Annotated in this window: 25 protein-coding genes and 1 pseudogene; 10 read left to right on the top strand and 16 right to left on the bottom strand. The window is 34.3% G+C overall.

All coding sequences use genetic code 11. The features are described 5' to 3' along the window. Nucleotides 1-38: 38 nt before the first annotated feature. Nucleotides 39-857 carry a sulfide-dependent adenosine diphosphate thiazole synthase gene (locus tag ACW9W4_RS07735; protein WP_457761886.1) on the bottom strand — a complete coding sequence of 273 codons (819 nt, stop codon included), beginning with the start codon at nucleotides 855-857 and terminating at the stop codon, nucleotides 39-41. Nucleotides 858-1,047: 190 nt separating this feature from the next. Here ACW9W4_RS07735 and ACW9W4_RS07730 point away from each other — a divergent pair, with 190 nt between their 5' ends. Then, nucleotides 1,048-2,859: a nitrite/sulfite reductase gene (locus ACW9W4_RS07730; RefSeq protein WP_457761885.1), complete on the top strand. Its 1,812-nt coding sequence runs from the start codon at nucleotides 1,048-1,050 to the stop codon at nucleotides 2,857-2,859. Then, nucleotides 2,856-3,653: a sulfurtransferase gene (locus ACW9W4_RS07725; protein WP_457761884.1), complete on the top strand. Its 798-nt coding sequence runs from the start codon at nucleotides 2,856-2,858 to the stop codon at nucleotides 3,651-3,653. Before ACW9W4_RS07730 ends, ACW9W4_RS07725 begins: the two co-directional genes overlap by 4 nt. Here ACW9W4_RS07725 and ACW9W4_RS07720 read toward each other — a convergent pair whose 3' ends face one another. Then, nucleotides 3,654-4,775, bottom strand: a complete 1,122-nt coding sequence (locus ACW9W4_RS07720; protein ID WP_457761883.1) for a tetratricopeptide repeat protein — start codon at nucleotides 4,773-4,775, stop codon at nucleotides 3,654-3,656. It lies immediately after the preceding gene. A gap of 125 nt (nucleotides 4,776-4,900) precedes the next feature. Between ACW9W4_RS07720 and ACW9W4_RS07715 the strand changes: the two genes are divergently transcribed. Then, nucleotides 4,901-6,523: a collagen-like protein gene (locus tag ACW9W4_RS07715; RefSeq protein ID WP_457761882.1), complete on the top strand. Its 1,623-nt coding sequence runs from the start codon at nucleotides 4,901-4,903 to the stop codon at nucleotides 6,521-6,523. A gap of 287 nt (nucleotides 6,524-6,810) precedes the next feature. Here ACW9W4_RS07715 and ACW9W4_RS07710 read toward each other — a convergent pair whose 3' ends face one another. Further along, the gene (locus ACW9W4_RS07710; protein ID WP_457761881.1) at nucleotides 6,811-7,143 is read right to left on the bottom strand and encodes a hypothetical protein; all 333 of its coding nucleotides are present in this window, start codon (nucleotides 7,141-7,143) and stop codon (nucleotides 6,811-6,813) included. Nucleotides 7,144-7,439: 296 nt separating this feature from the next. Beyond that, entirely contained in the window at nucleotides 7,440-8,549 is a 1,110-nt protein-coding gene (locus tag ACW9W4_RS07705; protein WP_457761880.1) for an OBG GTPase family GTP-binding protein, read from the bottom strand. Nucleotides 8,550-8,639: 90 nt separating this feature from the next. Between ACW9W4_RS07705 and ACW9W4_RS07700 the strand changes: the two genes are divergently transcribed. The 3 genes from ACW9W4_RS07700 to ACW9W4_RS07690 all read left to right on the top strand — a co-directional run bounded on the left by ACW9W4_RS07700 (nucleotide 8,640) and on the right by ACW9W4_RS07690 (nucleotide 12,346). Next, nucleotides 8,640-9,335, top strand: a complete 696-nt coding sequence (locus ACW9W4_RS07700; RefSeq protein WP_457761879.1) for a phosphoglycolate phosphatase — start codon at nucleotides 8,640-8,642, stop codon at nucleotides 9,333-9,335. A gap of 2 nt (nucleotides 9,336-9,337) precedes the next feature. Then, nucleotides 9,338-11,224, top strand: coding sequence for an arginine--tRNA ligase (locus ACW9W4_RS07695; protein ID WP_457761878.1), 1,887 nt, complete (start codon nucleotides 9,338-9,340; stop codon nucleotides 11,222-11,224). A 528-nt stretch (nucleotides 11,225-11,752) separates the two neighbouring features. Next, nucleotides 11,753-12,346: a response regulator gene (locus ACW9W4_RS07690; protein ID WP_457761877.1), complete on the top strand. Its 594-nt coding sequence runs from the start codon at nucleotides 11,753-11,755 to the stop codon at nucleotides 12,344-12,346. 1 nt (nucleotide 12,347) lies between these two features. Here ACW9W4_RS07690 and ACW9W4_RS07685 read toward each other — a convergent pair whose 3' ends face one another. The 6 genes from ACW9W4_RS07685 to ACW9W4_RS07660 form a co-directional block, all read right to left on the bottom strand. Beyond that, nucleotides 12,348-12,647, bottom strand: coding sequence for a hypothetical protein (locus ACW9W4_RS07685; protein WP_457761876.1), 300 nt, complete (start codon nucleotides 12,645-12,647; stop codon nucleotides 12,348-12,350). 45 nt (nucleotides 12,648-12,692) lie between these two features. Continuing rightward, complete coding sequence (locus ACW9W4_RS07680; protein ID WP_457761875.1) at nucleotides 12,693-13,205, bottom strand: hypothetical protein; 513 nt, start codon at nucleotides 13,203-13,205, stop codon at nucleotides 12,693-12,695. 49 nt (nucleotides 13,206-13,254) lie between these two features. Further along, entirely contained in the window at nucleotides 13,255-13,392 is a 138-nt protein-coding gene (locus ACW9W4_RS07675) for a hypothetical protein (RefSeq protein ID WP_179362055.1), read from the bottom strand. A gap of 89 nt (nucleotides 13,393-13,481) precedes the next feature. Continuing rightward, nucleotides 13,482-13,802: a hypothetical protein gene (locus tag ACW9W4_RS07670; RefSeq protein WP_457761874.1), complete on the bottom strand. Its 321-nt coding sequence runs from the start codon at nucleotides 13,800-13,802 to the stop codon at nucleotides 13,482-13,484. A 442-nt stretch (nucleotides 13,803-14,244) separates the two neighbouring features. Next, complete coding sequence (locus ACW9W4_RS07665) at nucleotides 14,245-14,472, bottom strand: hypothetical protein (protein ID WP_457761873.1); 228 nt, start codon at nucleotides 14,470-14,472, stop codon at nucleotides 14,245-14,247. A gap of 51 nt (nucleotides 14,473-14,523) precedes the next feature. Beyond that, a complete protein-coding gene (locus tag ACW9W4_RS07660; RefSeq protein WP_457761872.1) occupies nucleotides 14,524-14,721 on the bottom strand; it encodes a hypothetical protein in 198 nt (65 codons plus the stop codon). Between the two features lie 509 nt (nucleotides 14,722-15,230). Between ACW9W4_RS07660 and ACW9W4_RS07655 the strand changes: the two genes are divergently transcribed. Genes ACW9W4_RS07655 through ACW9W4_RS07645 form a run of 3 tightly spaced genes read left to right on the top strand, consistent with a single transcriptional unit; the run spans nucleotide 15,231 to nucleotide 18,432 of the window. Next, nucleotides 15,231-16,154 carry a tRNA (adenine-N1)-methyltransferase gene (locus ACW9W4_RS07655; protein ID WP_457761871.1) on the top strand — a complete coding sequence of 308 codons (924 nt, stop codon included), beginning with the start codon at nucleotides 15,231-15,233 and terminating at the stop codon, nucleotides 16,152-16,154. 56 nt (nucleotides 16,155-16,210) lie between these two features. Further along, nucleotides 16,211-17,074, top strand: coding sequence for an NAD(P)H-hydrate dehydratase (locus tag ACW9W4_RS07650; protein WP_457761870.1), 864 nt, complete (start codon nucleotides 16,211-16,213; stop codon nucleotides 17,072-17,074). 5 nt (nucleotides 17,075-17,079) lie between these two features. Further along, on the top strand, nucleotides 17,080-18,432 hold the full coding sequence (locus ACW9W4_RS07645) for a M20/M25/M40 family metallo-hydrolase (RefSeq protein ID WP_457761869.1): 1,353 nt from the start codon (nucleotides 17,080-17,082) through the stop codon (nucleotides 18,430-18,432). Here the strand turns inward: ACW9W4_RS07645 and ACW9W4_RS07640 are convergent. Then, nucleotides 18,429-18,845: a DoxX family protein gene (locus ACW9W4_RS07640; RefSeq protein ID WP_457761868.1), complete on the bottom strand. Its 417-nt coding sequence runs from the start codon at nucleotides 18,843-18,845 to the stop codon at nucleotides 18,429-18,431. The genes ACW9W4_RS07645 and ACW9W4_RS07640 overlap by 4 nt on opposite strands. A 94-nt stretch (nucleotides 18,846-18,939) precedes the next feature. On the opposite strand from ACW9W4_RS07640, the gene ACW9W4_RS07635 reads away from it, so the two are divergent. Continuing rightward, on the top strand, nucleotides 18,940-19,536 hold the full coding sequence (locus tag ACW9W4_RS07635) for a proteasome subunit beta (protein WP_457761867.1): 597 nt from the start codon (nucleotides 18,940-18,942) through the stop codon (nucleotides 19,534-19,536). 24 nt (nucleotides 19,537-19,560) lie between these two features. Here the strand turns inward: ACW9W4_RS07635 and ACW9W4_RS07630 are convergent, their stop codons facing one another. From ACW9W4_RS07630 to ACW9W4_RS07610, 5 genes and pseudogenes are all read right to left on the bottom strand, one after another. Beyond that, a complete protein-coding gene (locus ACW9W4_RS07630) occupies nucleotides 19,561-20,037 on the bottom strand; it encodes a PUA domain-containing protein (protein WP_457761866.1) in 477 nt (158 codons plus the stop codon). Further along, a pseudogene (locus ACW9W4_RS07625) lies at nucleotides 20,034-21,053 on the bottom strand (homoserine dehydrogenase); the annotation flags it as partial. The pseudogene ACW9W4_RS07625 and the gene ACW9W4_RS07630, both read right to left, overlap by 4 nt. Nucleotides 21,054-21,174: 121 nt before the next feature. Further along, nucleotides 21,175-21,582: a peptide-methionine (R)-S-oxide reductase MsrB gene (gene msrB / locus ACW9W4_RS07620; RefSeq protein WP_457761865.1), complete on the bottom strand. Its 408-nt coding sequence runs from the start codon at nucleotides 21,580-21,582 to the stop codon at nucleotides 21,175-21,177. 36 nt (nucleotides 21,583-21,618) lie between these two features. Continuing rightward, nucleotides 21,619-23,238, bottom strand: coding sequence for an FAD-dependent thymidylate synthase (locus ACW9W4_RS07615; RefSeq protein WP_457761864.1), 1,620 nt, complete (start codon nucleotides 23,236-23,238; stop codon nucleotides 21,619-21,621). Nucleotides 23,239-23,270: 32 nt separating this feature from the next. Further along, nucleotides 23,271-23,564: a hypothetical protein gene (locus ACW9W4_RS07610; protein WP_179362039.1), complete on the bottom strand. Its 294-nt coding sequence runs from the start codon at nucleotides 23,562-23,564 to the stop codon at nucleotides 23,271-23,273. Nucleotides 23,565-23,680: the final 116 nt, after the last annotated feature.

Genomic DNA, 23,680 nt, shown 5'->3' with positions numbered 1-23,680 from the left:
GTATTAAAGAAATCCTAACCCTTTCAAAAACTAATTGATTATCTTTCTAACTCTTTGATTTTCTGGGCTGTGATCTCTGCTGCTCTCTTTCCAGAGTATAACATAGAGCCAAAAGTTGGTCCCATTCTTGCCAATCCATGGGTTTCAGTTACTGACATTCCAGCTGCAATTAATCCTGGGTATACTTCACCCGTCTTGTGAACTACGTGTTCTTCACCGTCGTTGACATGCATTGGTTCCATTCCTTTCCATTTTGCTAATCCTCTATCTACAAGTCTTTTCACTGCAACTGAATCATGACCTGATGCATCTATGATTATTTTTGCTTCAAGTGCAATTGGATCGACACAAGTAATGTTACGTGGTAATGCTGAAACTGGCATCCAATTGACAACAATTCCTGCAACTCTTCCGTTTTTCAAAACCAAGTCATCAAATTTAGTTAATTGTAAAAATTTTACTCCTGCATCACATGCAGCTGCAATTAATTTTGATACTGCGTGTGGTCCTGGTGTTAAGTATAATCCCTCTGCAACTTTTTTGTATGGTATTCCAAGTTCGTCCCATATTTTTTGTGCTGGTTCTCTAACTGTAACTGGATTCATCATGTATCCTCCTAACCAGTAGCCGCCACCTAGGTAGTTGTTTTGTTCAATAACTAGAACTTTGTATCCCATGTTAGATAATTCTCTACTAGCTGTTAATCCTGCAGGGCCTGCACCAATAATGATGACGTCTGATTCTGCTCTGTCAATTAATACATCATGAAATTCATTTGCAATTGCACGTGTAATTTCAACTTCACGTACGTCTGTAAAAATTTTCTCTGATTGTTCTGCAACTGTTGCTTCTTGCATGAAGACACATCATTTCCTGAACAATTAATACTTTCCCACATCTAATTTCTAAAAAATTAGGTAATACTAATTATTTCTAAAATTCTACTCTTCATAGATATAGGAAAATTTTGTACTTTGAGGAAAGTATCTCTCCTAAAACCTCCAAATTTCAAAAATTTATATCCAAACTAAAAGAAATTCCTTTGTATTGACCATATCAGATCTTAAACAATCTCTGCCCGATTCTGTAAAATCCAAAATAAACTGGGCTAGAATTGAGGAGGCTGATGATTTTGCAAATACTGTAAAGTTATTCCGTCAAGGGAAATACGACGAAGCTAGTTTTAGACGATATAGATTACAACATGGAGCATATGGAACTAGAATGACTAGTGACTATGCCATGGTTCGAATCAAACTCCCAGCTGGAGAGGTTTATCCTGATCAAATTGAAAAAATCTCTCAACTAAGTGAACAATACTCTATAGGAAGTGCACATTTTTCCACTAGAGAAAATATCCAACTACACTGGGTAATTCTTGAAGATGTCTCTGAAATATTCAGAGGTCTGGCCGAAGTTGGTTTGACATCCAGAGAAGCATGTGGAAACTCTGTAAGAAATGTGATGTGTAGTCCTTTATCTGGTGTTTGTCCTGATGAAGAATTTGATGCAACTCCATATGCACTTGCAACTGCACGATTCTTTTTGAGAAATCCTATGGCTCAAAATCTTCCTCGTAAATTTAAATTCAATTTTACCTGTTGCGAGAAACATGGAATGGTAAGAATGGTTGATGTGGGATTGATTCCACAGATTAGAGAAATTGATGGAACTACTCAAAAAGGATTCAAAATTTTCCTTGGTGGTGGTTTAGGAAATAGATCTTTTGTTGGACATCAATTAGAAGAGTTTACTCCTGAAGAAGATTTACTTTACACATCAATTGCTGTTGTGAGAATATTTGATAGAATGGCTGATAGAAAAAATCTTGCTCGAAACAGAATGAGATATTTGGTAAATGATATGGGTTGGGATAAATTCCAAAACCTTGTATTAAAAGAAAGAGCTGTAGTTCGAGCTACGCAGTCAGTTGTAACTCAATTAGAAGTTGATCATACTCCTGATGTTATCAAAAGACCAATTCGAATCTCTGATGAGAATGGTGGTGACACAACTCCTGATGGATATGCCAGATGGCTTAAAACCAATACTGTAAAGCAAACCCAAGAAGGATATGTATCCGTATTTCTTACACTTGAAGCAGGAGACATTACTTCAAGTCAACTAAATGGATTGGCTGATATCATTCGTAATTTTTCATCTGAAGGTAAGGGAAGATGTGGATTTACACAAAATATTGCTCTACGATATGTACATGAGGATGATTTACCTCGCCTGTATTCTAAATTACTTGAGACTGGATTGGCAAAATCTGGTGCTTTAACCATGACTGCACCTATTGGTTGCTCTGGAACCACATCATGTAATCTCGCATTAACTAATTCTCATAGATTAGCAAAAGAAATCCAGAGAAAATTCCTAGAACTAAAACTGGATGAAGATGAGGACCTTAGTGATTCTTCAATTAAGATTAGTGGATGCCCTAATTCATGTGGACAACATGGAATTGCAACTTTGGGATTCTTTGGTGGTGGTGGACGTGTTGGAAAAGACATGTATGCAAATTACCAAATGTCTGTTGGTGGTCGTTCTGATGGAGATACAATGTTGGGACAAACTCTACTTCGTGTTCCTGCAAAACGAGTGATACCTGTAATTTTAAAGATAATTGAAATTTTCAAAGCAAATAAAAAATCTGATGATACTTTAAAGTCTTGGATTCATAGAGTTGTAAATGGAACTGAAGATTCTGAAATTAAATCCATCGTTGATATTAAAAAAATTCTGGAACCTCTAATTATTCCGCCAACAATTGATGAGGATCCTGACTTTTACTTGGATTATGGAAGTGACTCTAGCTATCACACAAAAACCGGCAAGGGTGAATGTGCTGCTTGACAGACACTGTTAAAATTACAACTGATGTGGACTCTTTGCGTTCAGAGATTCGCGACAAAAGTGTTAGAGTAATTGATGTTAGACGAGAAGCCGATTACAAACAAGATCATATTCCAACTGCTGTAAATTTACCTCTTGCAAATTTATTGTCTGATGATAGCCCTGAACGTGTTTTAAAATTAGTGAATTCTATGGGGATTGACGATGAAACTTCTGTTGTAGTTTATGATGATACTTTTGGTGCATTGGCATCAAGAGTTGCATGGACCTTGGAATACCTTGGGCATTCAGATGTAACTCTGTTAGAATCAACATATAGTCATTGGAAATCTCTTGGATTGGAAAATGATTCTGCCATTCCTGAAATTCAATCAAAGGAACACTCTATGAAATTAAAACCTGATATTTTGGCAACTTCAAATTATTTGGAAACTGCAAAAACTCGAGATGATGTGATTTTAATCGATAATAGGGAAAGACTGAACTTTCTTGAACAGCATATTCCGGGTGCTATCAGTTTACCTTATCGTACTTTGGCCTCAAATGATAAAATTTTACGCTCAAAAGATGATATGAAACGATTATTGGATAATCGTGGAGTTACAGGGGATTCTGAAATTATCACTTATTGTGGTAGTGTTGGCACACTTTCAGGTTTGGCATACTATGCGTTGAAATCTACTGGATTGTCAAATACAAAACTATACGTTCGTTCTTTTAAAGAATGGAAAAATCTTCAAAAACCAACTGAAAAACAAGCAGATGCTAATTACTGGGATTTATCTGCAGAATAATTAAGAAATCTGTTCTCTAAGTTTTTTCGTTACAGTTCCTTCAATGTTATCAAAGAGATCTACCATTTTGTCTTTGTTGTCAATTAGATAATCTACTCCTCTATCTTTTAGTCTAATTTTCCATAATCTAATTTCTCTATGTTCATCAAAGAACGTCTCAATCATTTGTTCACCTGATTTTGTTGGGTCGATGAATTCATCAAACAGTTCAATTGTTTTATCAACATCTTCTTCTTCTATTGCTTCTCTAACTGATTGAATAGCTTGACTAAGTTCTTTCAAATTTTTAACTGGTCGTGGTAATGTTTTCTTTGTAATTCCGAATAATCCTTTCTTTTCTTTGCCTAGTTTTTCTGCAATGTTATCTGCAAGATCATATATTGGGATTTTACTTAGACCATCACGTTTTTCATTTTGAACAATTAACCCTTTCTCTAATAATTTTCTCAAAGCAGTTTCTGCATCCACTTTATCTAGAAATGTTGTCCATACGATTGCACCTATTGTATGATATCCCTGTCTAATTGATTCTAAAACTACAACTTCTTCAATTCTTTTAAATCCTTCTTCAATTTTGACATTTGTAAAATCTCTATCTCTAATTGATCTTCTTGCATTTTTAACATCAATTTCTATGGAGCGCTTCAAAGCTTCAAGTGATTCTGGAACTTGATTTAGTAATGATAAGAAACATGCTTTGTTGTACCATGCCATTCCATATGTTGTATCTGACTCTATTGCTTTCTGTGCTGCATCTAGAGCTTGAGCATATTTTTTCTGTTCATAGTGCACTAGCCCTTTGAGATTCCAAGCTTCTGGATTTGTAACATCAATTTCTAAAACTTTGTCATATACTTTCAAAGCATCTGAGAATTCTTCTAGGTGGAATCTGGCATATCCTAGTTTCATCAATACTTCAACATTTTTTGGGTCAATTCGTAATGCTTGCTCAAACATCTCAATGGCGTCTTCTAGCTTTTCATCAGCCATCAAATTGATGCCTTTTTTGTATAGTCTTTTTAAATTATAATCAACATCTACTAAACTTCTTTCTTGCGGGATGGTCTTCTCGACTTTTGTTTCCTCTTTGTCCTTTGATTTTCTTCCAAAAGGTTTCTTCACAGCTCAAATAGGCATTTTATCTAGATAAATACCAACCTTAATTGCGCCTAATCTTGTTCGTACTCGATTTCAGATAGAACTTTGCGATCTAAATACAGAAATACTTGAAATATTAACAAACGTTTGTGTCATCTCAGCCACGTTTAGAGATTCAAGGACAGGCACCATTCAAACAATCTGGTGTCTATGAAGCTCAAATTGCAATTACTGATAGTAGGCCCTCAGATGACGATATTCGTTCAAAACAATTTTCAACTTTATGGCGAGGCAATTTCCATCTTAGAGTAAAAGATGGATTCTTTTCTGAAACTTTAGGTTCTCCTGCAAATCCACTTCCATCATCTATTGCTAATCTTAATCGAGTTTGGATTGTTGTCACTGATTTATTTTCTTCATTACATACTGTGTTTGAAGTTCCGTTATCTAGATCATCCACACAACCTGAAATAAAATCCGAAACAAAATCTCAAACAAAAACAAATACTGATAATCAAAAACCTACTCGTTCTACAAACACAAATGTTGTTGGAACTGCAGGTCAACCTGGTAACAAAGGTCCTGATGGTCCACCTGGTCCTCCTGGTAACAAAGGTCCAATCGGTCCACCTGGACAACAAGGACCAATGGGCATTAAAGGTCCTGAAGGTCCTAAAGGTCAACCTGGTGACAAAGGAGCAACTGGTGACAAAGGTCCTCAAGGAGATAAAGGAATTTCTGGCGATAGAGGATTAACTGGAGATAAAGGAATTACTGGAGATAAAGGAGATAAAGGAGATAAAGGAATTGTTGGTCCTCCTGGTGACAAAGGAGAAAAAGGATCAACTGGACCACTTGGTGACAAAGGTCCTTCAGGATTAAAAGGACCACTTGGTGACAAAGGAGAAAAAGGTCCTACTGGATTAATTGGTGACAAAGGAGCAACTGGATTACGTGGTGTACCTGGTGACAAAGGAGATGACGGTCCGCAAGGATCATCTGGAGATAAAGGATTAACTGGTCCAACCGGACCACCGGGAGAAAAAGGTCCAACTGGATTATCTGGTGTACAAGGAGAAAAAGGAATTCAAGGTGGTCCTGGTCCTATTGGAGAAAAAGGTCCTGCCGGACCACTTGGTGACAAAGGTCCAATAGGTCCACCTGGTCCACATGGAGATAAAGGATTAACTGGCCCTGTCGGACCACTTGGAGATAAAGGCCCTGTCGGACCACCAGGTCCACTGGGAGAAAAGGGAAACAAAGGTGTTGAAGGTCCTATTGGAGAAAAAGGTCCACAAGGTCCACAAGGTCCTGCAGGTTCTAAAGGATTAACTGGAGTTCCTGGTCCACAAGGTGAAAAAGGTGACAAAGGTTCCATTGGTCCTATTGGAGAAAAAGGTCAAACTGGCCCTCTAGGTGCAACTGGTGACAAAGGTCCACAAGGTCCACAAGGTTCACAAGGTGAACGTGGAACAACTGGTCCTATTGGAGAAAAAGGTCCACAAGGTCCACAAGGAATTCAAGGACCTCAAGGTGAACGTGGTCCAACTGGTCCAATAGGTTCTATTGGTGAACAAGGTCCTGTAGGGGGACAAGGTCCAGTAGGTCCAGCAGGTCCAAGAGGTCCTCCAGGTGCACCCGGAGAAAAAGGTCCATCTGGTGGAATGTCTGCTGAACAGAAAGCACTCTTCAAAGATTTACTAGAAATATTAACTGACAAAAATGTAATTTCTACTGAAGAACAAATTAAATTGATGAGTTATCTTTACTGAGAAATTTAATTTTTAATTTAAAGGAATTATTTTAATAATTTCATTTTAGAATTATAAATTATAATAATCTCTTTTTTAATTTCTGTTAACTTTATTTAAAATATTTTTCCCTTTTAGTATTTTCATTTTTCTTTACCTTTTGTATACATGTTGTGTAATGTTGTAAAAAATTAACAAACTGTAAATCTTTTTTTAAAATTGATTGTTCTATAGTTAACACTATTTTAAAATCTGAAAAATGAAAACAATTCGTCGTCATTAAGACGATTGTTAATTTGTCGATTAGATTATCGTCTTTTTGCTGCTGCTTTTCTCTTTGGAGCGGCTCTGCGTTTTGGTGCTGCCTTTCTCTTTGGAGCTGCTTTCTTTGCTGCAGTTTTTCTCTTTGGAGCTGCTTTCTTTGCTGCTGCTTTTCTCTTTGGAGCGGCTCTGCGTTTTGGTGCTGCCTTTCTCTTTGGAGCTGCTTTTCTCTTTGGAGCGGCTCTGCGTTTTGGTGCTGCTTTTCTCTTTGGAGCTGCTTTCTTTGCTGCAGTTTTTCTAGTAGCTTTTCGTTTTGGAGCTGCTGCTGTAGATTTTTTAGTTGATCTACGTTTAGTTGCAGCTTTTCTTTTTGTAGCCATACAGAATTCCGCAATTTCATCGTTTTTCAGTGGTTAAACTAAAGAAATTTACACAATTTGATTACAAATTGTCAAGTAATTTTATTTGTATTTTTTTTATTTTGATCGTAAAATTTCTATTTTTTTCTTTTTCACACAATTTTTTTGGCCTCAAGAACAATTATTCTTCTATTTTTTTTCATTTGTCATGTATTTTGGTCGCAATATTGATTATTTTTTTAAAATCATTTTTTTGTAATTCATTTTTAATTAACTTACAAAAATTTATCTTGCAACTTTTTTAGATCTATTTTTGATTATACACCACGTCTTTTGATGATAGTTAACACATCTTCATCAAGCATTATGTGCGACAATCCTACACGCTGTCCTCCAAACTTTACACTCTTTCCCCAAATCAATCCATATCTGAATTCTCGTTTTAATCTTCGATGTAGTTTATTACAAATATCTTCTACAGTATCTCCTTCTCTTGCAATAAGTGGGTCTACGAAATCTGCTTCGCCTCCTTTTGGTTTCAAGTAAATTCTAATGAACTTTAATTTTTCATATATTTTTTCTTTAAGCAACTCGATGTTGGTATCGGAGTTTGCAGATACTTCTATTACATCTGATTTGATTTTTGTTTTCAAATCTTTTAGAAATGCATCATCAACTAGATCAATTTTATTTAGAATGGTTAATGCTTTAGAATAACTAATGTTTCCTGCAATATGATCAGCTAATTGCTCTGATGTCACGTCTTCTCTAACTACAACACGCGCACTAACTAAACCATAAAGGTGTAAAATATCTTTGAGATGATCTACTGAAATTTTTGTAAGCTTTACTTGTTGAGCAACTGCAATTCCGCCCATTGATGCTTTTTCAATTGTAATGTTTGGTGGCAATTGATTTAATCTAATTCCTATATTTCCTAATTCATTTACTAATACATCCTCATGGAATGGTTGAAAAACATCTAACACTAGTAAAACAAGATCTGCAGTTCTTGCAACTGAAAGAATTCTCTTCCCTAATCCTTTACCTGAAGATGCCCCTTTGATGATTCCTGGAAGATCTAATACTTGGATATTTGCACCTCTATATTCCATCATCCCTGGAACTACAGTTAGTGTTGTAAACTGAAAAGCTCCTATGGTTGAATTTGCACTAGTCATTTTGTTTAACAGGGTTGATTTCCCCACACTTGGCAATCCGATAAAAACAACAGTTGCATCCCCACTTCGCCTTACATCAAATCCATCTTCTTTCTTTCCAGATTTTTTGACAACCTCCTCTTCTTGCTCTCTTTTGAGCTTTGCAATTTTTGCTTTGAGTAAACCTATGTGTTTCTCAGTAGCCTTGTTAATCTGAGTTTTTGCCATTTCATCTTGAATGGATTTGATTTTTTCAGGAATTCCCATTACTGTTCACTCCTTTTCACTTTCTTTTCAAATAAAACCGTATAACTTGCACTTAGTAGCAAATATTATTCGGTTCAAAAAACGATTCTTATGAAAAAGAGAACATTTGCAGTAGATATTGATGGAACTATTACTGAAAATGGTGGGGGTAGAATTCATCTTGATGCTCTTGAAGCATTACGCCGATTAACTAACATGGGGCATAATGTAATTTTTGTAACTGGAAGGTCTTCAGTTGAAGGATATCTTTTATCTGTTTTTGGTGGAACTACAAAAATTGCAGTAGGTGAGAACGGTGGATGTATTACAACCGATTCTGATGAACATATTTTGCTTGGAAATATGGATGAGTGTAAAAAAGCATTTGAAATAATTAAAAATAATATTGAAGATGTACAAGAAAAACATGTTTTTCCAAGAATGACTGAAGTTGTTTTGGAGAGAACATTTGATTTAGAATTGGCAAGAAAATTACTAAAAGAAAAAAATATTTCAGTTGAATTATCTGATAGTCAATATGCATACCACATTAATTCTCCGGGAATTGACAAGGGAACTGGATTTACTAAAATCATGGAAAAATTGTCTATTTCTACTGATGATGTGATTGCAATTGGGGATAGTGCAACTGATATTCCACTATTCCGAGTATCTAAAACAAGTATTGCATTAGGTAATGCATCCGATCATGTAAAATCTGAGGCAACTATGGTGATGTCGGCCCATGCGGGAGATGGAGTTCTTGAGGCATTAGATAAATTAGCACCTATATTATCTGAGATATAGAAATGACTTTCAAATCAATTCTTGATGAAATTGAAAATAATCTAAACAAAATATTATTTGACCTATCTATTTCTAATGTGACGTTTTCTGTAGAGCCTGCAAAACCTGGATTTGGAGATGTAAGTTCTAATGTTTCATTTTTACTTGCAAAACAACTGAAGAAAAGTCCTAAAGAAATTGCTGAACTTCTTTCTTCAAAATATTCTGATTGTACTAGTATGCTTGTTCTAAAATCTGAGGCTCATCCATCTGGATATCTTAACTTTTTTGCAAATTGGGATAAACTAAATCAGTTGATTTTATCTGAATCGTACCTTGACACATGTGGTGATGTTGAAATTGGTAATGGCTCTAGTGTAGTAGTTGAGCATACTAGTGTTAATCCTAACAAGGCACTTCACATTGGACATATCAGAAATATAATAATCGGTGATACAGTATCTCGAATTTTAAAGAAAGCAGGCTACAAAGTAAATGTACTAAACTATATTGATGATTCTGGATTACAGGTAGCTGACATCATAGTTGGATTCAAACATTTTGGATATACCCAAGAACCACCTAATGGAAAAAAGTTTGATCATTATTGTGGAGATGATGTTTATGTCAAAACTACTGAAAAATATGAACAAGATTCTAGTTTAGAGGAGATTCGAAAGAATGTTCTTAAAGAATTAGAAGATGGAGATTCTGAAACAGCAAAGTTTGGAGATAAGATAACTCGACGAGTTTTGGCAGGACAACTAGAAACTTGTTGGAATTTTGGCGTAACTTATGATTGTCTAAACTTTGAATCTCAGATAATTCGTTCAGGGTTATGGGATAAAGTATTTGAAAAACTCAAAGAGATGAAACTAGTTGAATTTGAAAATGAAGGCAAGAATAATGGATGCTGGGTTATTCGTGGAGATGGTAAAGAAGAAGATAAGGTAATAGTTCGTAGTAATGGAACTGCAACATACATTGCAAAAGACATTCCATATGCTGCCTGGAAGCTTGGACTACTTGAGGATCCATTCAACTATGAAAAATATGAAAAAGAGCAACCAAACTCTAGAGTATTGTGGCAAACAACTCTGAAGAATACTGATAAAATCTCTAAAAATTTCACTGCAGAGAAAGTTGTTACCGTAATTGATTCACGTCAGGCTAGATTACAAAAAATTATCACTGGTCTGATGGGTAAATTCAAGTCTGTCCCTGATGCCTATAATCATCTGGGATATGAATCGGTAACTTTGAGTTCTGATACTGCAAAAACTTTAGGACTTGAAACTGATGGCAAACAAGCTCAAATGTCTGGTAGAAAAGGACTGTATGTTTCAGCGGATTCAGTTTATGATATTCTAAAAGAGAAAACAAAAGAAGAAACAAAAAGAAGACATTCTGAGATGGATGATTCTGAAATTGAAAAAATTGCTCACTCTGTATCTGTTGGTACGATTCGATATGAGATGATAAAACAGGATTTGGATAAAATAATAACATTTGATTTAACAAAGTCTCTTAGCTTGGAGGGTGATACATCACCATACATCCAATATACTCATGCAAGAGCATCAAGAATTTTGGAGAAATCTGGTCGCATTCCAACTATCGATGTTGATTTTACTTTATTGAATGAAAAATCAGAGTTAGACTTGATTAAAAATATTGGTCTATTCAATCTCCAGGTTAGAGATGCTGCAAACAATCTATCTCCAAAAGTTATTGCAAGGTACTGTTATGATTTAGCAGTTTCATTCAATTCATTTTATGAAAAATCCAAAGTTCTTGAATTAGGGAATGTGGAATTGGAAAATTCTCGTCTATGTTTGGTAAATTCATTCAAAATTGTTTTAGAAAAGGCTCTGGATCTTTTGGGAATTCAATCTCCTGATAGAATGTAATGTCCTAGGAAGAAAACTAGTCCCTTCCTAGGGATATTCTACTGAGCCGAAGCCCTATAGAATATCTTGGCGTGCAAACCAATTATTCACTGTGATTTGTTTTACTCCAATAAACTTTACTTTACAAAAATCACTAGAACATTGAATTGCTCTGTAAAGTATCTATGAATGTGCACATTTTATTATTTTAAAAAAATCATCTAGTTTTTACATCACTATGCTGGTTAATTGTTGCGTGATTCCAAAAATCGCGATTATCAAATCGGGTAATCAAAACGCAATTATGAAGAATGGATTCTCTCCAATCTTCATGAGATTGGGAGAGACTCTTCAGTTCTTCCAATCTCGCTTTTGATATGTCAAAAAATATTGAATGTTTAAACGAAATTCATATTTTCGTAAAAAATATGAAAATATGATTTTAAATACTTGTACTTGATTTATTATTATTATTGTGTTATTTCTTTATCAAACAGACACCTGTTAATTTTATAATCGATCAAAATTAAGGATGGGCATGGGATCAAAATGACATCTGTAATTGTAATTGATGATAATGAAGATATTGTATATTCAATGTCTGAACTTTTAGAAATATATGGAATTAATGTAGTTGGCAAAGGCTACAATGGATTAGAATGTGTTGAACTATACAACAAACTACACCCTGATGCTGTTTTACTTGATTTGATGATGCCAAAATATGATGGATTGTATGCATTAAAAGAACTCCGAAAAATAGATCCAAAAAGTATCGTACTAATTGTTACCGGGGGGGCTTCTCCGTCAATGAGTGATGGGGTAGATGCTTTGCAGCCTAACAAAATACTTTTCAAACCAGTCGACGTAAATACTTTGGTTGAAACGATATTGGAGGAGACACACACCACGATGCCGTTTAGAATTCAATATTCATTCAAGGATGATCCAAATTCATACACTTGTATAATGACGCATGATCAATACAAAAATTTCAAAGACTTACCTGTATTGCAAGAAAGTAAAATTCTCAAAAATGATGAGGATAACGTTGAAGCATACAAACAGGAAATGCAAAAAGCATTAAACTTGGCAGCTGAAAACGACCTTACTCATATTCAAAAATTATCTCAACAGGTTTAATCTATTTTCTTGGTCTTCGTCTAGGATTTTTCTCATAATATTTCTCAACATTCTCATTCCATTCTTTAGTTTCTGCAAGACGAGAGCGTACATGTGGTCTTTTACCGTTGTTTGAAAGTACAGTGCTATTGTTTTCATAAAATTTATCTGTCTCGTTAATTAGAACATCTAGAAATTCTGATGCTCCTTTAGCTTCATCACTTTTAGGCTCTTTGTGGGATAAAATGGATTTTGCAAGTGTTTCGATTTTTGCTATTTTAATTCTATATTCGCTTAATACTCTGTGTTCAAAGGAAATCATTTCATTTTTGCTCCATTTTACTAGTGTATGTTCATTTCAGTCTTCTTATCCATACATTGATTTGTCAATTGTTGCATCAGTAGTGTTGTTTTGAGCTGAAAATCCACTTAAATTTGAGCGAAGGATTTTTTGTACATGTCCTGACACTCTTGCTACATTATCCCATGCATTGTGAAATGAGATTCTATCTAATGACTGCTCATCTACATGGGAAAATATTGCTAATCCTGCAATATCCTCTCCATCTTTAATCCATTGATGACCTACGCCACATGTTGTACAAATCTCACTAATTTCCATGATTGCTTTAGAAAATGATGGATTTTTCATTACTAGTAATTTTGAATCTTGGGATGGGAATCTCATATTCACATTGATGTGAACTCTGTCTTCACGGTTTGCATTTTTGCTGACGATGACATTACTACCTACATGAAACTGCCAATCTATGATCTGACTCTTCTCTTTGATTTTTTTAGTTTGATCTTCATAATTGATTTTAGTAACTTTGATGAAATTTTCAACCAAATCTTTCATTTCTTGAGGTGTTTTTGCCATGAGTCTGGTTATTCCTTATCTGATATATCCATGTTATAGAAAAAAAGAATTAATGGCTGTGTCCACAACCACAAGAGTCATGTCCACCATGACCTTCTGATTCTTTACCTGCACATTTGGAACATTTCTCTGCTCCTGTTGGGGAGAAGAAACCAATTCCACATGATACACATTTTTGATTTGACATGATGAGAGTACAAAATTGCCGTATTTAATTAATACGCATTATTTAGGCTGGGGATGAAAATAATAAAGTTCAGAATAATTTAGTTTGAATTATTCAGTTTTCTGAAATACTCTGTATTCTCCGATAATAGAGTTACACTTGTGACATGTGTATTGTCCTCTTTCTATCAAAGTTAATCCATCTGCAACTGCTTCGTTTGGTTGCTCCTCAATTTGTATTTGAGTTGGTCCATCAAACTCTGAATTGCATTGTTTGCAAAAGTGTTTTGACATTTTTACAGTATCTAATTTTTCAAGTGATGCCAAAAAATGCTTGTCTATATTTGGAACAAGTTTTGATTTTGTTACTTGTTCATCAGTAAGATCTGCATTAATCCATCCACCTGATCCGGCTAGTTGAATTTCTGTCAATTTGATATACTGTCTTGTTTGGTCTTAAAATACTGTTTGAACTAGATGATTTTTTATTTTCATCACTGAAAAAAAGTCAGTCTCCTTTACTATGGAGACTCTGAAATGTATTAACTAGTTTATGTGAGCATTGGGCTCTTCCAGCTAACACCGCGAGATGTCTCTGACTCAATGAATCTCTTACGTCTATGTTTTTGTTAAAAAACCAGAATCAAAAATAATTACTTTTAGGTTAAATTTCTAAACGTCCGATCAAAAAAATCATGCGTAATTGTTTGAGAATTATCTTATCTCAATATACAAGAAATAGCTTCATTATTCGGCAATATTCATCAAATTTGAGGAAATCAGATAGAACCCGTTGTAATAATCATCAGCACATGACTTTAATTTTTGAGGTAAATAACACTTTGAATTACACTGGAATGGAATATTTTCTTATCTAGTTCATTACGCCATTGTTGTCTTTAGAATCTGATTCTACAATTGCTTTTATTTGAGATGTATCTTCACAGTTTTTTCTAAATCCAATGGTGTGTTGTAATATTCTGACCATACCATATCGCTTGTAACTACTAGTTGATTCATCATATTCTTTGTCATGTTTTGTCAAAATTACAGCTTTGACTTTTTTCTTGCATGTTTTGCAATATACAAAAATCTCCTTCACAACTTTTTTGAATTATTTGTGAACTTAAGGTTATTGGAATAATTGTAGGTTTTACTCTATGCCTTTTTCTAACTTTATTTTCCTAATGACTTCTTGAACTAATTCATCATCTTTTGTAACTAATTCTTGTAGTTTTTCTCTGTATTCTTCATCTCCCCATTTGTTTAGATCAAACATTTCTTTGACTAGTTTTACAATTTCAGATTTATTTCTCTGATGGTCACGCTTGGCAATTTCTGCACCTTCCATAACTTTTCTCAAATAATTATGAATTTTAAGCGTATTGATTTTTTTAATAGGACTGGGGAATTATATTGTTGAATTTTAACTGTATTTTTTCGTCGTGTAGTTTCAAGTGCAATAATGTTGATGAAGACGAATTTCTAAAACATTTGAATAAAGAACACCATGATGAAATTTTGAAAATTTCAAAAAAAGAGAACATTTCAATTAAAATGGCAGAAATGATTACGGTGACAAACTCCACGGTGTTCATTAATTCTGGATAATTATCAACAAAGTGGATTTAGATTCTATTCATTTACCTGTGACATAACTGATATACAATATTGATGAGGCGATAACTGAAATTCCAATGATTATTGCCAATTCTTTTGTTGAAAATACACTTGTTCTAACACCCACTGATTCCCTATAGGAATTCCAAACTTAAGCTTATTGCAAGTCCGTATATCCGATATGGGTGAAAAGTTAAGAAAAACCAGTAGATTCTTATCTAAAAATTTGAGGCAAAATATATGGCTAAAATTAAGAATAATTCTCCGGTATTATTCTTCTATAACAATTCCAAAAAATGGTTGACTAAAATTTCAAAAAAAGAATCCTTTCACACTCACATTGGTATAATCAAGCACTCTGATGCAATTGGCAAAGAATATGGTTCTAGATTGATGACAAACAAGGACAAGTACGTCTATCTTTTGGAGCCGACAATGTATGATTATGTAATGAAAATCCAACATGGAACACAAATTGTGTATCCTAAAGATATTGGATACATTATTGCAAGAGCTGGGATTGGTGATGGACAAAAAATCTTAGAGATTGGAACTGGCAGTGGTTCGTTTACTTCGTTTGTAGCTAGTGTTGTAAAACCTCGTGGACATGTGTACACATTTGATGTAGATGAAAATTTTATGAAAATTGCTGAGAAAAATATCAAAAAAGCAGGAGTTTCAAAATATGTAACTCAACATAATCTTGATTTAAAAACTGCTAAAAAAATGCCTTTGGAAGAAATGGATATGGCAATTATTGATTTAGGGGATCCTTGGGTTGTAATCCCTCAAGTTAGACAGATGTTAAAGGGAAGTGGAACTATGTTTGCTATTTGCCCCACGATGAACCAATTAGAAAAATTAACCATGGCATTGGTTGAAAATGAATTCACTGACATTGAATCCACTGAACATATAATTCGAAATATAGAGGCCCGAGAAGGGAAAACCAGACATTCCTTCCAGGGAATTGGGCATACTACCTATCTTTGCTTTGCAAGGAAGGCATTTTTTGGTAGAGAGGCTCGAAAATCTGCAGAAGCAGTAAAAGTTTCAGAATCTTTAAAGAAAACTCCTTCAAAAATTGTTAAAAAAACTAGCACAAAACCCGTAAAAAAGACTAGTGCAAAAATCACAAAAAAGACAAGTAAAAAATCTGCCTAGTCATTTCTTGATACTTTAAAACAAGATTTATTCATCTATTTTTTAGAGTGTATGGTATGGTGAGGAAGAATCTAACTGCTGCAATTGTTAAGAAATTCATTCCTGCCCGAAAATCAAAATCCCGAAAAGGTGATAATGGAATTGTTCTAGTTGTTGGTGGAAGTTACATTTACCATGGCGCACCAATATTATCTTCACTTGCTGCATTGAAATGCGGAACTGATCTAGTTTACACATCTGTTCCCAAAGTTAACGTTACTCCAACTCGTGCAGTTTCTCCAAATTTGATTGTAATTCCTTTAGTTGATCAAAAACTCACATTAGGTGCAGTAAACAAATTGATTGGTGCTTTGCCACGTAATTTACATTCAGCAACAATTGGAATGGGATTGGCAATTCAAGAAAAAAATTCACTGTTACATTTTGTTAAGTCTTTACTTGATAGGGATGTTAGATTGTCCCTAGATGCCAGTGCATTAATTCCTGATGTTTTACCATTTTTGGCAAACAAGAATGTTGTAGTAACTCCACATGCCGGAGAATTCAAAAGATTGTTTGGAGATGTTCCACCAAACACAAAAAATGAAAGAATGAAACTTGTGGAATCTAAAGCAAAAGAATTTGGAATTACTGTTTTATTGAAAGGTGCAACTGATATTGTATCTAATGGCACTACTACCTATCTTAATGAGAAAAAAACTCCTGCAATGACCGTTGGTGGAACAGGAGATGTTTTGTCTGGATTAGTAGCAGGATTGTTATCAAATAATAGAAATTCTTTAGAATCTGCAGCAGCTGCCACATTCATCAATGGATTGGCAGGAAAAGCCGCCCAAAAACGATTAGGATTGCACATGACTTCGATGGATCTTTTAGATGAAATTCCATCTGTAATGAAGCCTTTTGATAGAATTGTGTGAGTAAAATGATTCCTACAAAGTATGTAGATTCTCACATGGATGAACTTGTTTCAGATTTACAAATACTAATTCGTCAACCAAGTGTTTCTGCAAAAAATGAGGGAATTGAGGAATGTGCCGTTTTGGTTCAAAAATTACTAAAAAAATCTGGAGTCAAATCAGAAATTTTACGATCAAAGAAAGGAGTTGCACCAATTGTATATGGTGAAATAAAATCAAAACAAAATCCCAAAAAAACTCTAATGTTTTACAATCATTATGATGTCCAACCTGCAGAACCTTTTGATCTGTGGGATGATCCTCCATTTAGTGGTACAAAAAAAGGCAACAAAATCTTTGGACGTGGTGCAACTGATGACAAGGGCGAATTAATTACTCGAATCAAAGCAGTAGAAGCCTATCTGAAAACAACAGGTGATGTACCTTGCAACATAAAATTTGTAATTGAAGGTGAAGAGGAAACAGGTAGTGCACACATTGAAGAATATTTGAAAAAATACAAAAAGAAATTTTCATGCGATGGAGTAATTTGGGAATTTGGATATGTTGATGCAAAAAATAGACCCATCATTGGACTTGGAATGAAAGGATTACTCTTTGTTGAATTATCTGTAAAAGAATCCATTCGAGATGCACATTCAAGCTTGGCAGTATTGATTAAAAATCCGGCATGGCGTTTAATTGAGGTTGTAAATACTCTGAGAAATTCTGATGGCAAAGTCCTCGTTAAAGGCTGGTATGATGAAGTATCATCTTTTTCAAAAAATGATTTGAAAATAATACGAGAGGAACCCTTTGATGAAAGTGTATTCAAAAAAGAGTTTGGAATAAAGTCATTTGTAGGAAACAAAAAAGGGATGGATGCAAAAAAGGCTCTAGTTGGAGGGGCAACTTGTAACATTGCAGGTTTTGTTTCAGGATACATTGGTGATGGTGCAAAAACTGTTCTTCCTGGCAGTGCCCTTGTGAAGATTGACTTTAGATTAATCCCTAAAATGGATCCTAAAAAACAAGTTTTACGATTAAAAAACCACTTAAAATCAAAAGGATTTTCCGATGTTGGTATCAAAGTATATCACGGTGAGGCAGCTGCTAGGACTGATTCTTCCAATCCTTTTGTATCTCAAGTAAAGGATGCGGCAGACAAGTCATTTGGTAAATCTATTCTTAATGTTTCAAATGCCGGTACTGGTCCGATGTATCCATTTGTTGAAATTCTAAATGCCCCTTGCATATCTATTGGAAGCACATACATGTTTTCAAGAATTCACTCGCCAAACGAATTTGCAAGAATTGATTTGTTAAAGAAAACTACAAAGTGTATGTGTGAGATAATGAATAATTTTGGAAATTCCTAGTGGAGACATCTAGGTAATTTTTTGATAGCTTGAGCAAGTGATATTCTACCTGGGCCTACTATCATAATTACAAGTGCTACTGCAAGTAAAATTAAATCTAATTCCACTCCTCCTTTACCTGTAATGCTTGATGCTCCTTTGACCATGAAAATTGCACCAAGCATAATGATTGAAATTAATGATGCAGATAGTCTACTTAGAACTCCGATGATTAGTAAAATTCCTGGAACTAGTTCTGCTAATGCGATTGGAATTTGTAATTCTGCAGGCAACCCCATGTTTGGCAAATTCTCTGCAAATCCTGAACTAAACTTTGAAATTCCATGAAGAATAAAGATCACACCAATTGCAGATCTTAAACCCATGAACACTACATCGTTTAGAATTTTCTCTCGAATTTCAGCAGAGGTCATGAGTCTACCTTGAATTTTCAGTATAATTATTTTGCCCACAAATTACACGTTAAATGTAGAAAGCCCTTTATTATGCGGCAAAATTATTTGAAATATGTCAATGTATATGCCAGGAGCAACTGCTGTTGGAATTACTTTTGATGGTGGTATTGTTCTCGCAAGTGAGAAAAGGATCGCATTTGGAAACTTTTTGGTAAGTAAATCCACAAAGAAAACATTTCCTATTACTAACAAAGTTGGTGCAACCTGTGCTGGTCTTGTAGCCGACATGCAAATTCTATCATTACAAATTTCTGCTTTAGCTAAAATTAGAAAAATGGAACTCAAAAGAGATGTTCCTCCAAATACAGTGGCCAAAATGATGTCCAATATGATGTATGAGAGAAGATACTTCCCATTACTAACTCAGGTAATTGTTGGTGGTGTCGTCGACAAACCAATCATGTACACATTAGACCCATTAGGTTCAGTACTTCCTGATGATTATGCAGCAGTAGGAACTGGTGCAGAAATGGCATTGGGTGTTTTGGATCCTCAATTCAAACCAAACATGAGTAGAGATGAAGCCGTAGATTTGGCAAAACGGGCAGTCCGTTCAGCAGCTCTTAGAGATTCTGCTAGTGGTGATGGATTGGATATCCTCGTGATCACTAAAGATGGTACTGAAGAATTTACAGAAGACATTAAATAAAAAATTCTTTTTTCAAAATTAGTTTTAATCGTAAATGGTTTTTCCTGTCTCCCAGAATCTATCTGAGATGTAATGCATATTTTTTATAACCTCTCCTTTTTCCATGGTTTCTAGTTCTGAACTACTTACCAATGACTTTCCAACTGCTAAAAACTTGTGTTGAGATTCCTCAACAATGCATACTATCTTATCTTTTTCAAACTCTGTAAATTTTTTAATTCCTGGCCTCATCAAATTTGCCCCCTTACACATAAATTTCACTGCTCCCATGTCAACTGTAACTGTTGGAAATTTTTCTAACATTTCAATTTCAGATAAAAATGGAAAATAATCTTCATCAACTTTAAGTATTTTTAATCCGTCTCCTGTGATAATTTGTGCATCATCTAAAATTTGATGAACTTTAACATTTTTCATTTTAGGAAGTTCCATTCCCCATTTCTCTGAAACTGTTTTTAGCAGTGTGCTAGTTTCACTTTTGGAAATTAAGTTGGACTTCAATCTCTGGCAATCTCTTGTCTAATGTCTAACAAGTCCCTGAGAATTGAACTAGCAGTTTCCATGCCTCCTGCACCTTTACCGATAATTGTCTGGGTGCCTGAATGCTCAGATGTGAAAGCAATTGCGTTTAATGTTCCATTCACACAGAGTGGATCATCGTTTGATACTTCTTTTGGTCCTACAACAAGTTCTTTGTTGCAAGATGCGATTAGTTTAATTGCACAATTATTTTTGGCAGCCTTTTTGATATCATCTACTGTGACTTTTCTAATTCCTGTACAGTTGATGTCTGGAAGTGTCACTTTCATTCCCATAATCCAATTAGCAAGGATGACTAGTTTTGCTGCAGCGTCTAATCCGTCTAAATCTAGTGATTCATCTGCTTCAACATACCCTTTGTCTTTTGCATCTTTGAGAGCTTCTTCATAAGTTACACCTGTTCCCATATTTGTTAAAATGTAATTTGTAGTTCCATTGAGAATTCCTGCAAATGATGTAATTCTTTCACCACTAAGGCTATTTTTTGCATAATCTAGAATTGGAGTTCCGCCTCCAACTGTCCCGCTAAATTTAAACATCACTTGATTGTATGTTGCAAGTTCTAGCAATGATGGGAATGCTAATGCCAGTGGCCCTTTATTTACAGATATCACATGCATGCCTTTTTTCATAGCAGTAGTTATGTGAGTCATTCCAGGTTCTGCATCTTTGTAATTGCTTGCTGTAGTCTCAATTAACACATCAGCTTCTACGTTTTTTAGCATGTCAATTCCAGACATTGAATTTTTAGAATCTGAATAATTTTTTACCGTTCCAAAATTTTTCTTTGCATCAATTAGTTTACTAAAATTTAATCCTGATGGGTCTACTGCACTTCCTTTACTATCGAAGACTCCTACCACCCTTGGCTTTAATCCATATTTTGCATATAGATCATCTGCTCTTGATTCAAATAATTTTACCAAGCTTTGACCTACAACCCCAAAACCGCATAATATGATTCTCAAATCATTTCTTTCCTTTTTGTTTCGTTTTTGTGGTTCATAATATTCTTCTTGATTTTATTATCCTTAATTGTGTTTTATTAATAATTTTTGAATATTCTTTCACAATTAACACGCCTTTGTTAATTGATGACTATTGTATATCATCATCTTTTTCATGTTGTAATGAAATTGAATTAATACAATATCTTTGATTTGTAGGCTGAGGGCCATCGTCAAATACGTGACCTAAGTGTGCTCCGCATTTGTTACAATTAACTTCAGTACGAATCATCCCATATGCATTATCTGAAACGTATTCTATCTTTTCTTCAGATATTGGTTTCCAGAAACTTGGCCATCCTGACCCTGAATCAAATTTTGAATCTGATGAGAATAATTCTTCACCACAGCACGTGCATTTGAAAGCTCCTTCTAGTTTGGTATTGTTGTATTTACCAGTAAATGGTGGCTCTGTTCCATGATTGATACAAATTTCATATTGATCAGGAGTTAACTGTTCTTTCCATTCTTCAGGTTTTTTCACAATTTTTTCTGTCATGATATTTTTTAATTATTCTGATATTAGTATATTTTTCTATTTTTTTAATTTCTTTCGCTTTTCTTCAGTTCTTTTTTCAGATTCAAATCTTTCTAAATCATATTCTTTCATGTCAACATATTTCATAATTTTGCTGAGATTTGGATGAACTTTGTTAATTTGTTTAAACATTTGTTGTGCAACTCTTCTATAATCTACATGTCCTTGTGGAACGGTTCTTAATTCGATTAAGTGACATGCTTCTCTTAAATTCATTTTCATAAAATATGGGTAGTTGTATCCAAAGTTTACGACATACTGCCCTTGTTCTGGAAGTTTAACTCTAATCTTATCAAATGTTTCTTTTGTTTTGTTCATACAGTCTTTGAACTCTTTTTCAATTCCTAAAACTTTAATTTCATTTGGAATGCTGTATCCATGATCTGTTGTTAGTAATTGTCTCTCAAGTGTAAGTGCCCTGTGTCTATGAAAATCTCTAAACATTCCAAAATTGTTACATAAATCAAAAGTATAATAGATATTTTCAAAGGCCCTTGATGGTCTATGACGTCTATTTGTACGGATTTTTGTAAATTCATTAATGATTTTAATTTTTTTGTCTTTTGATATTTTTTTTACTTGTTGTAGTATATCTTGGTATGATGTGCTAGGTGACTGTTCATACATAATACTTGTAATTATTGTGTCAATAGAATTTTTCTCTGATTCATAGTATACCAGTTTAGTAACTGTGCCTTTCTTTGGATTTGATTTAATTTCTTTAGATGTGATTGATTTTGATTTGTTTTTTATATCTCTGAGATATTTTTGGAATGCTTTTCCATATTTGTCATCTGCTCGTCTCACAAATGATTTGATTGTAGTATCCAGTTCTTTTTTGATTTTTGAGGCTAAATCTTGCTCTTCTTTTAGTTCAGATGAACCTAACACAGTAAGTAGATATTCAAACGCTCTTCCGTTTCCAGTAATTCCAACATTGGTCAAAGTTGATGCAGGTAAAAGTCCTCTGAGAATATCGAGAGCTTTGGCTTTAGTTGACCCTCTATAGATCATGTTTGCAGATTTTATATCTGATTCATTTTTTAATTTTGAAAACAATTTCTCTTTTCCATCTTTTGAATCTTTGAAACTATATTTTTCAATTGGATATTTTTCTCTGACATAATTTATCATTGGTTCAATGTTTTTTGAATAAACATCAAATGAAAAATTACAACTCTCCTCATACATATCTGCAAAACGAGATTTCATTATTTCAGGATCTCTGTAAAATCTATACTTTCCATTTTCTTTTTTGTTCCATGCAACATATCTTGATGATTTTTCTAAATATGATAATCCTATTCTTCTATCTTCAATTTTTTTTACTGCAATGTTTGATAATCCTTCAATGGCAATTTGTGCTTCTCCTAACTCTGCAACAGAATCATCACCATACTCTAAGAGAACTCTGTTGTAAAATTCTTCACCTCTAGTTTTATTTTGTAAAAATTCGTCAAGGAAAATTCGTCTCATGCTTTTGTCTGTTCTACTATATCTTGACATCAATGCACCACGATCAACTTGTCGTGGAGTAATTATTGCAAAGACATTGCCTTCCGTGTTTGAAAAGTGATCTGACAGAATATTTTTTTCTTTAATTGAGAATTCAGACACTACGAATATGCTGTTTCACAATTATTAATAGTCTATTTCTTTTTTCCAATTTGAATCAGATCGGGTCCTTTGTCTCTATTTTTGTCTTGACCTTTTGCTTGCCATCTCAATAACACTTGCTTGAATCCTTCTGCATCTTCTTCATTTTCAGTGTATAGAAGCGTTGTAACCCAGAATCCTTTTTTAGCTGTTTTTCCTCCAATTGAATTCATCCAGAAATCATTTGGTAATGTCTCCATTGCTTTGTTATTTGGATCCTTTGTGGCTTCAGTCCATCGACTTGCGACAAAATTCAAAATTTGTTCAAGTTCTTCTTTTTGAATCATGAGCCTACTATTTTGTCTCTAAATTTTAAAATTGCTAAATTTCAGGCGATGCTGAGTTAGTTAATTTAATCTTACTAAAACTAAAACTATTTCTTACACTTTGCCGGTTATACAAA

It is taken from the genome of Candidatus Nitrosopumilus sp. bin_7KS, assembly GCF_054095835.1.
Note: the sequence above shows the minus strand (reverse complement) of the source record. Positions and strands in the feature narration are given on the sequence as shown.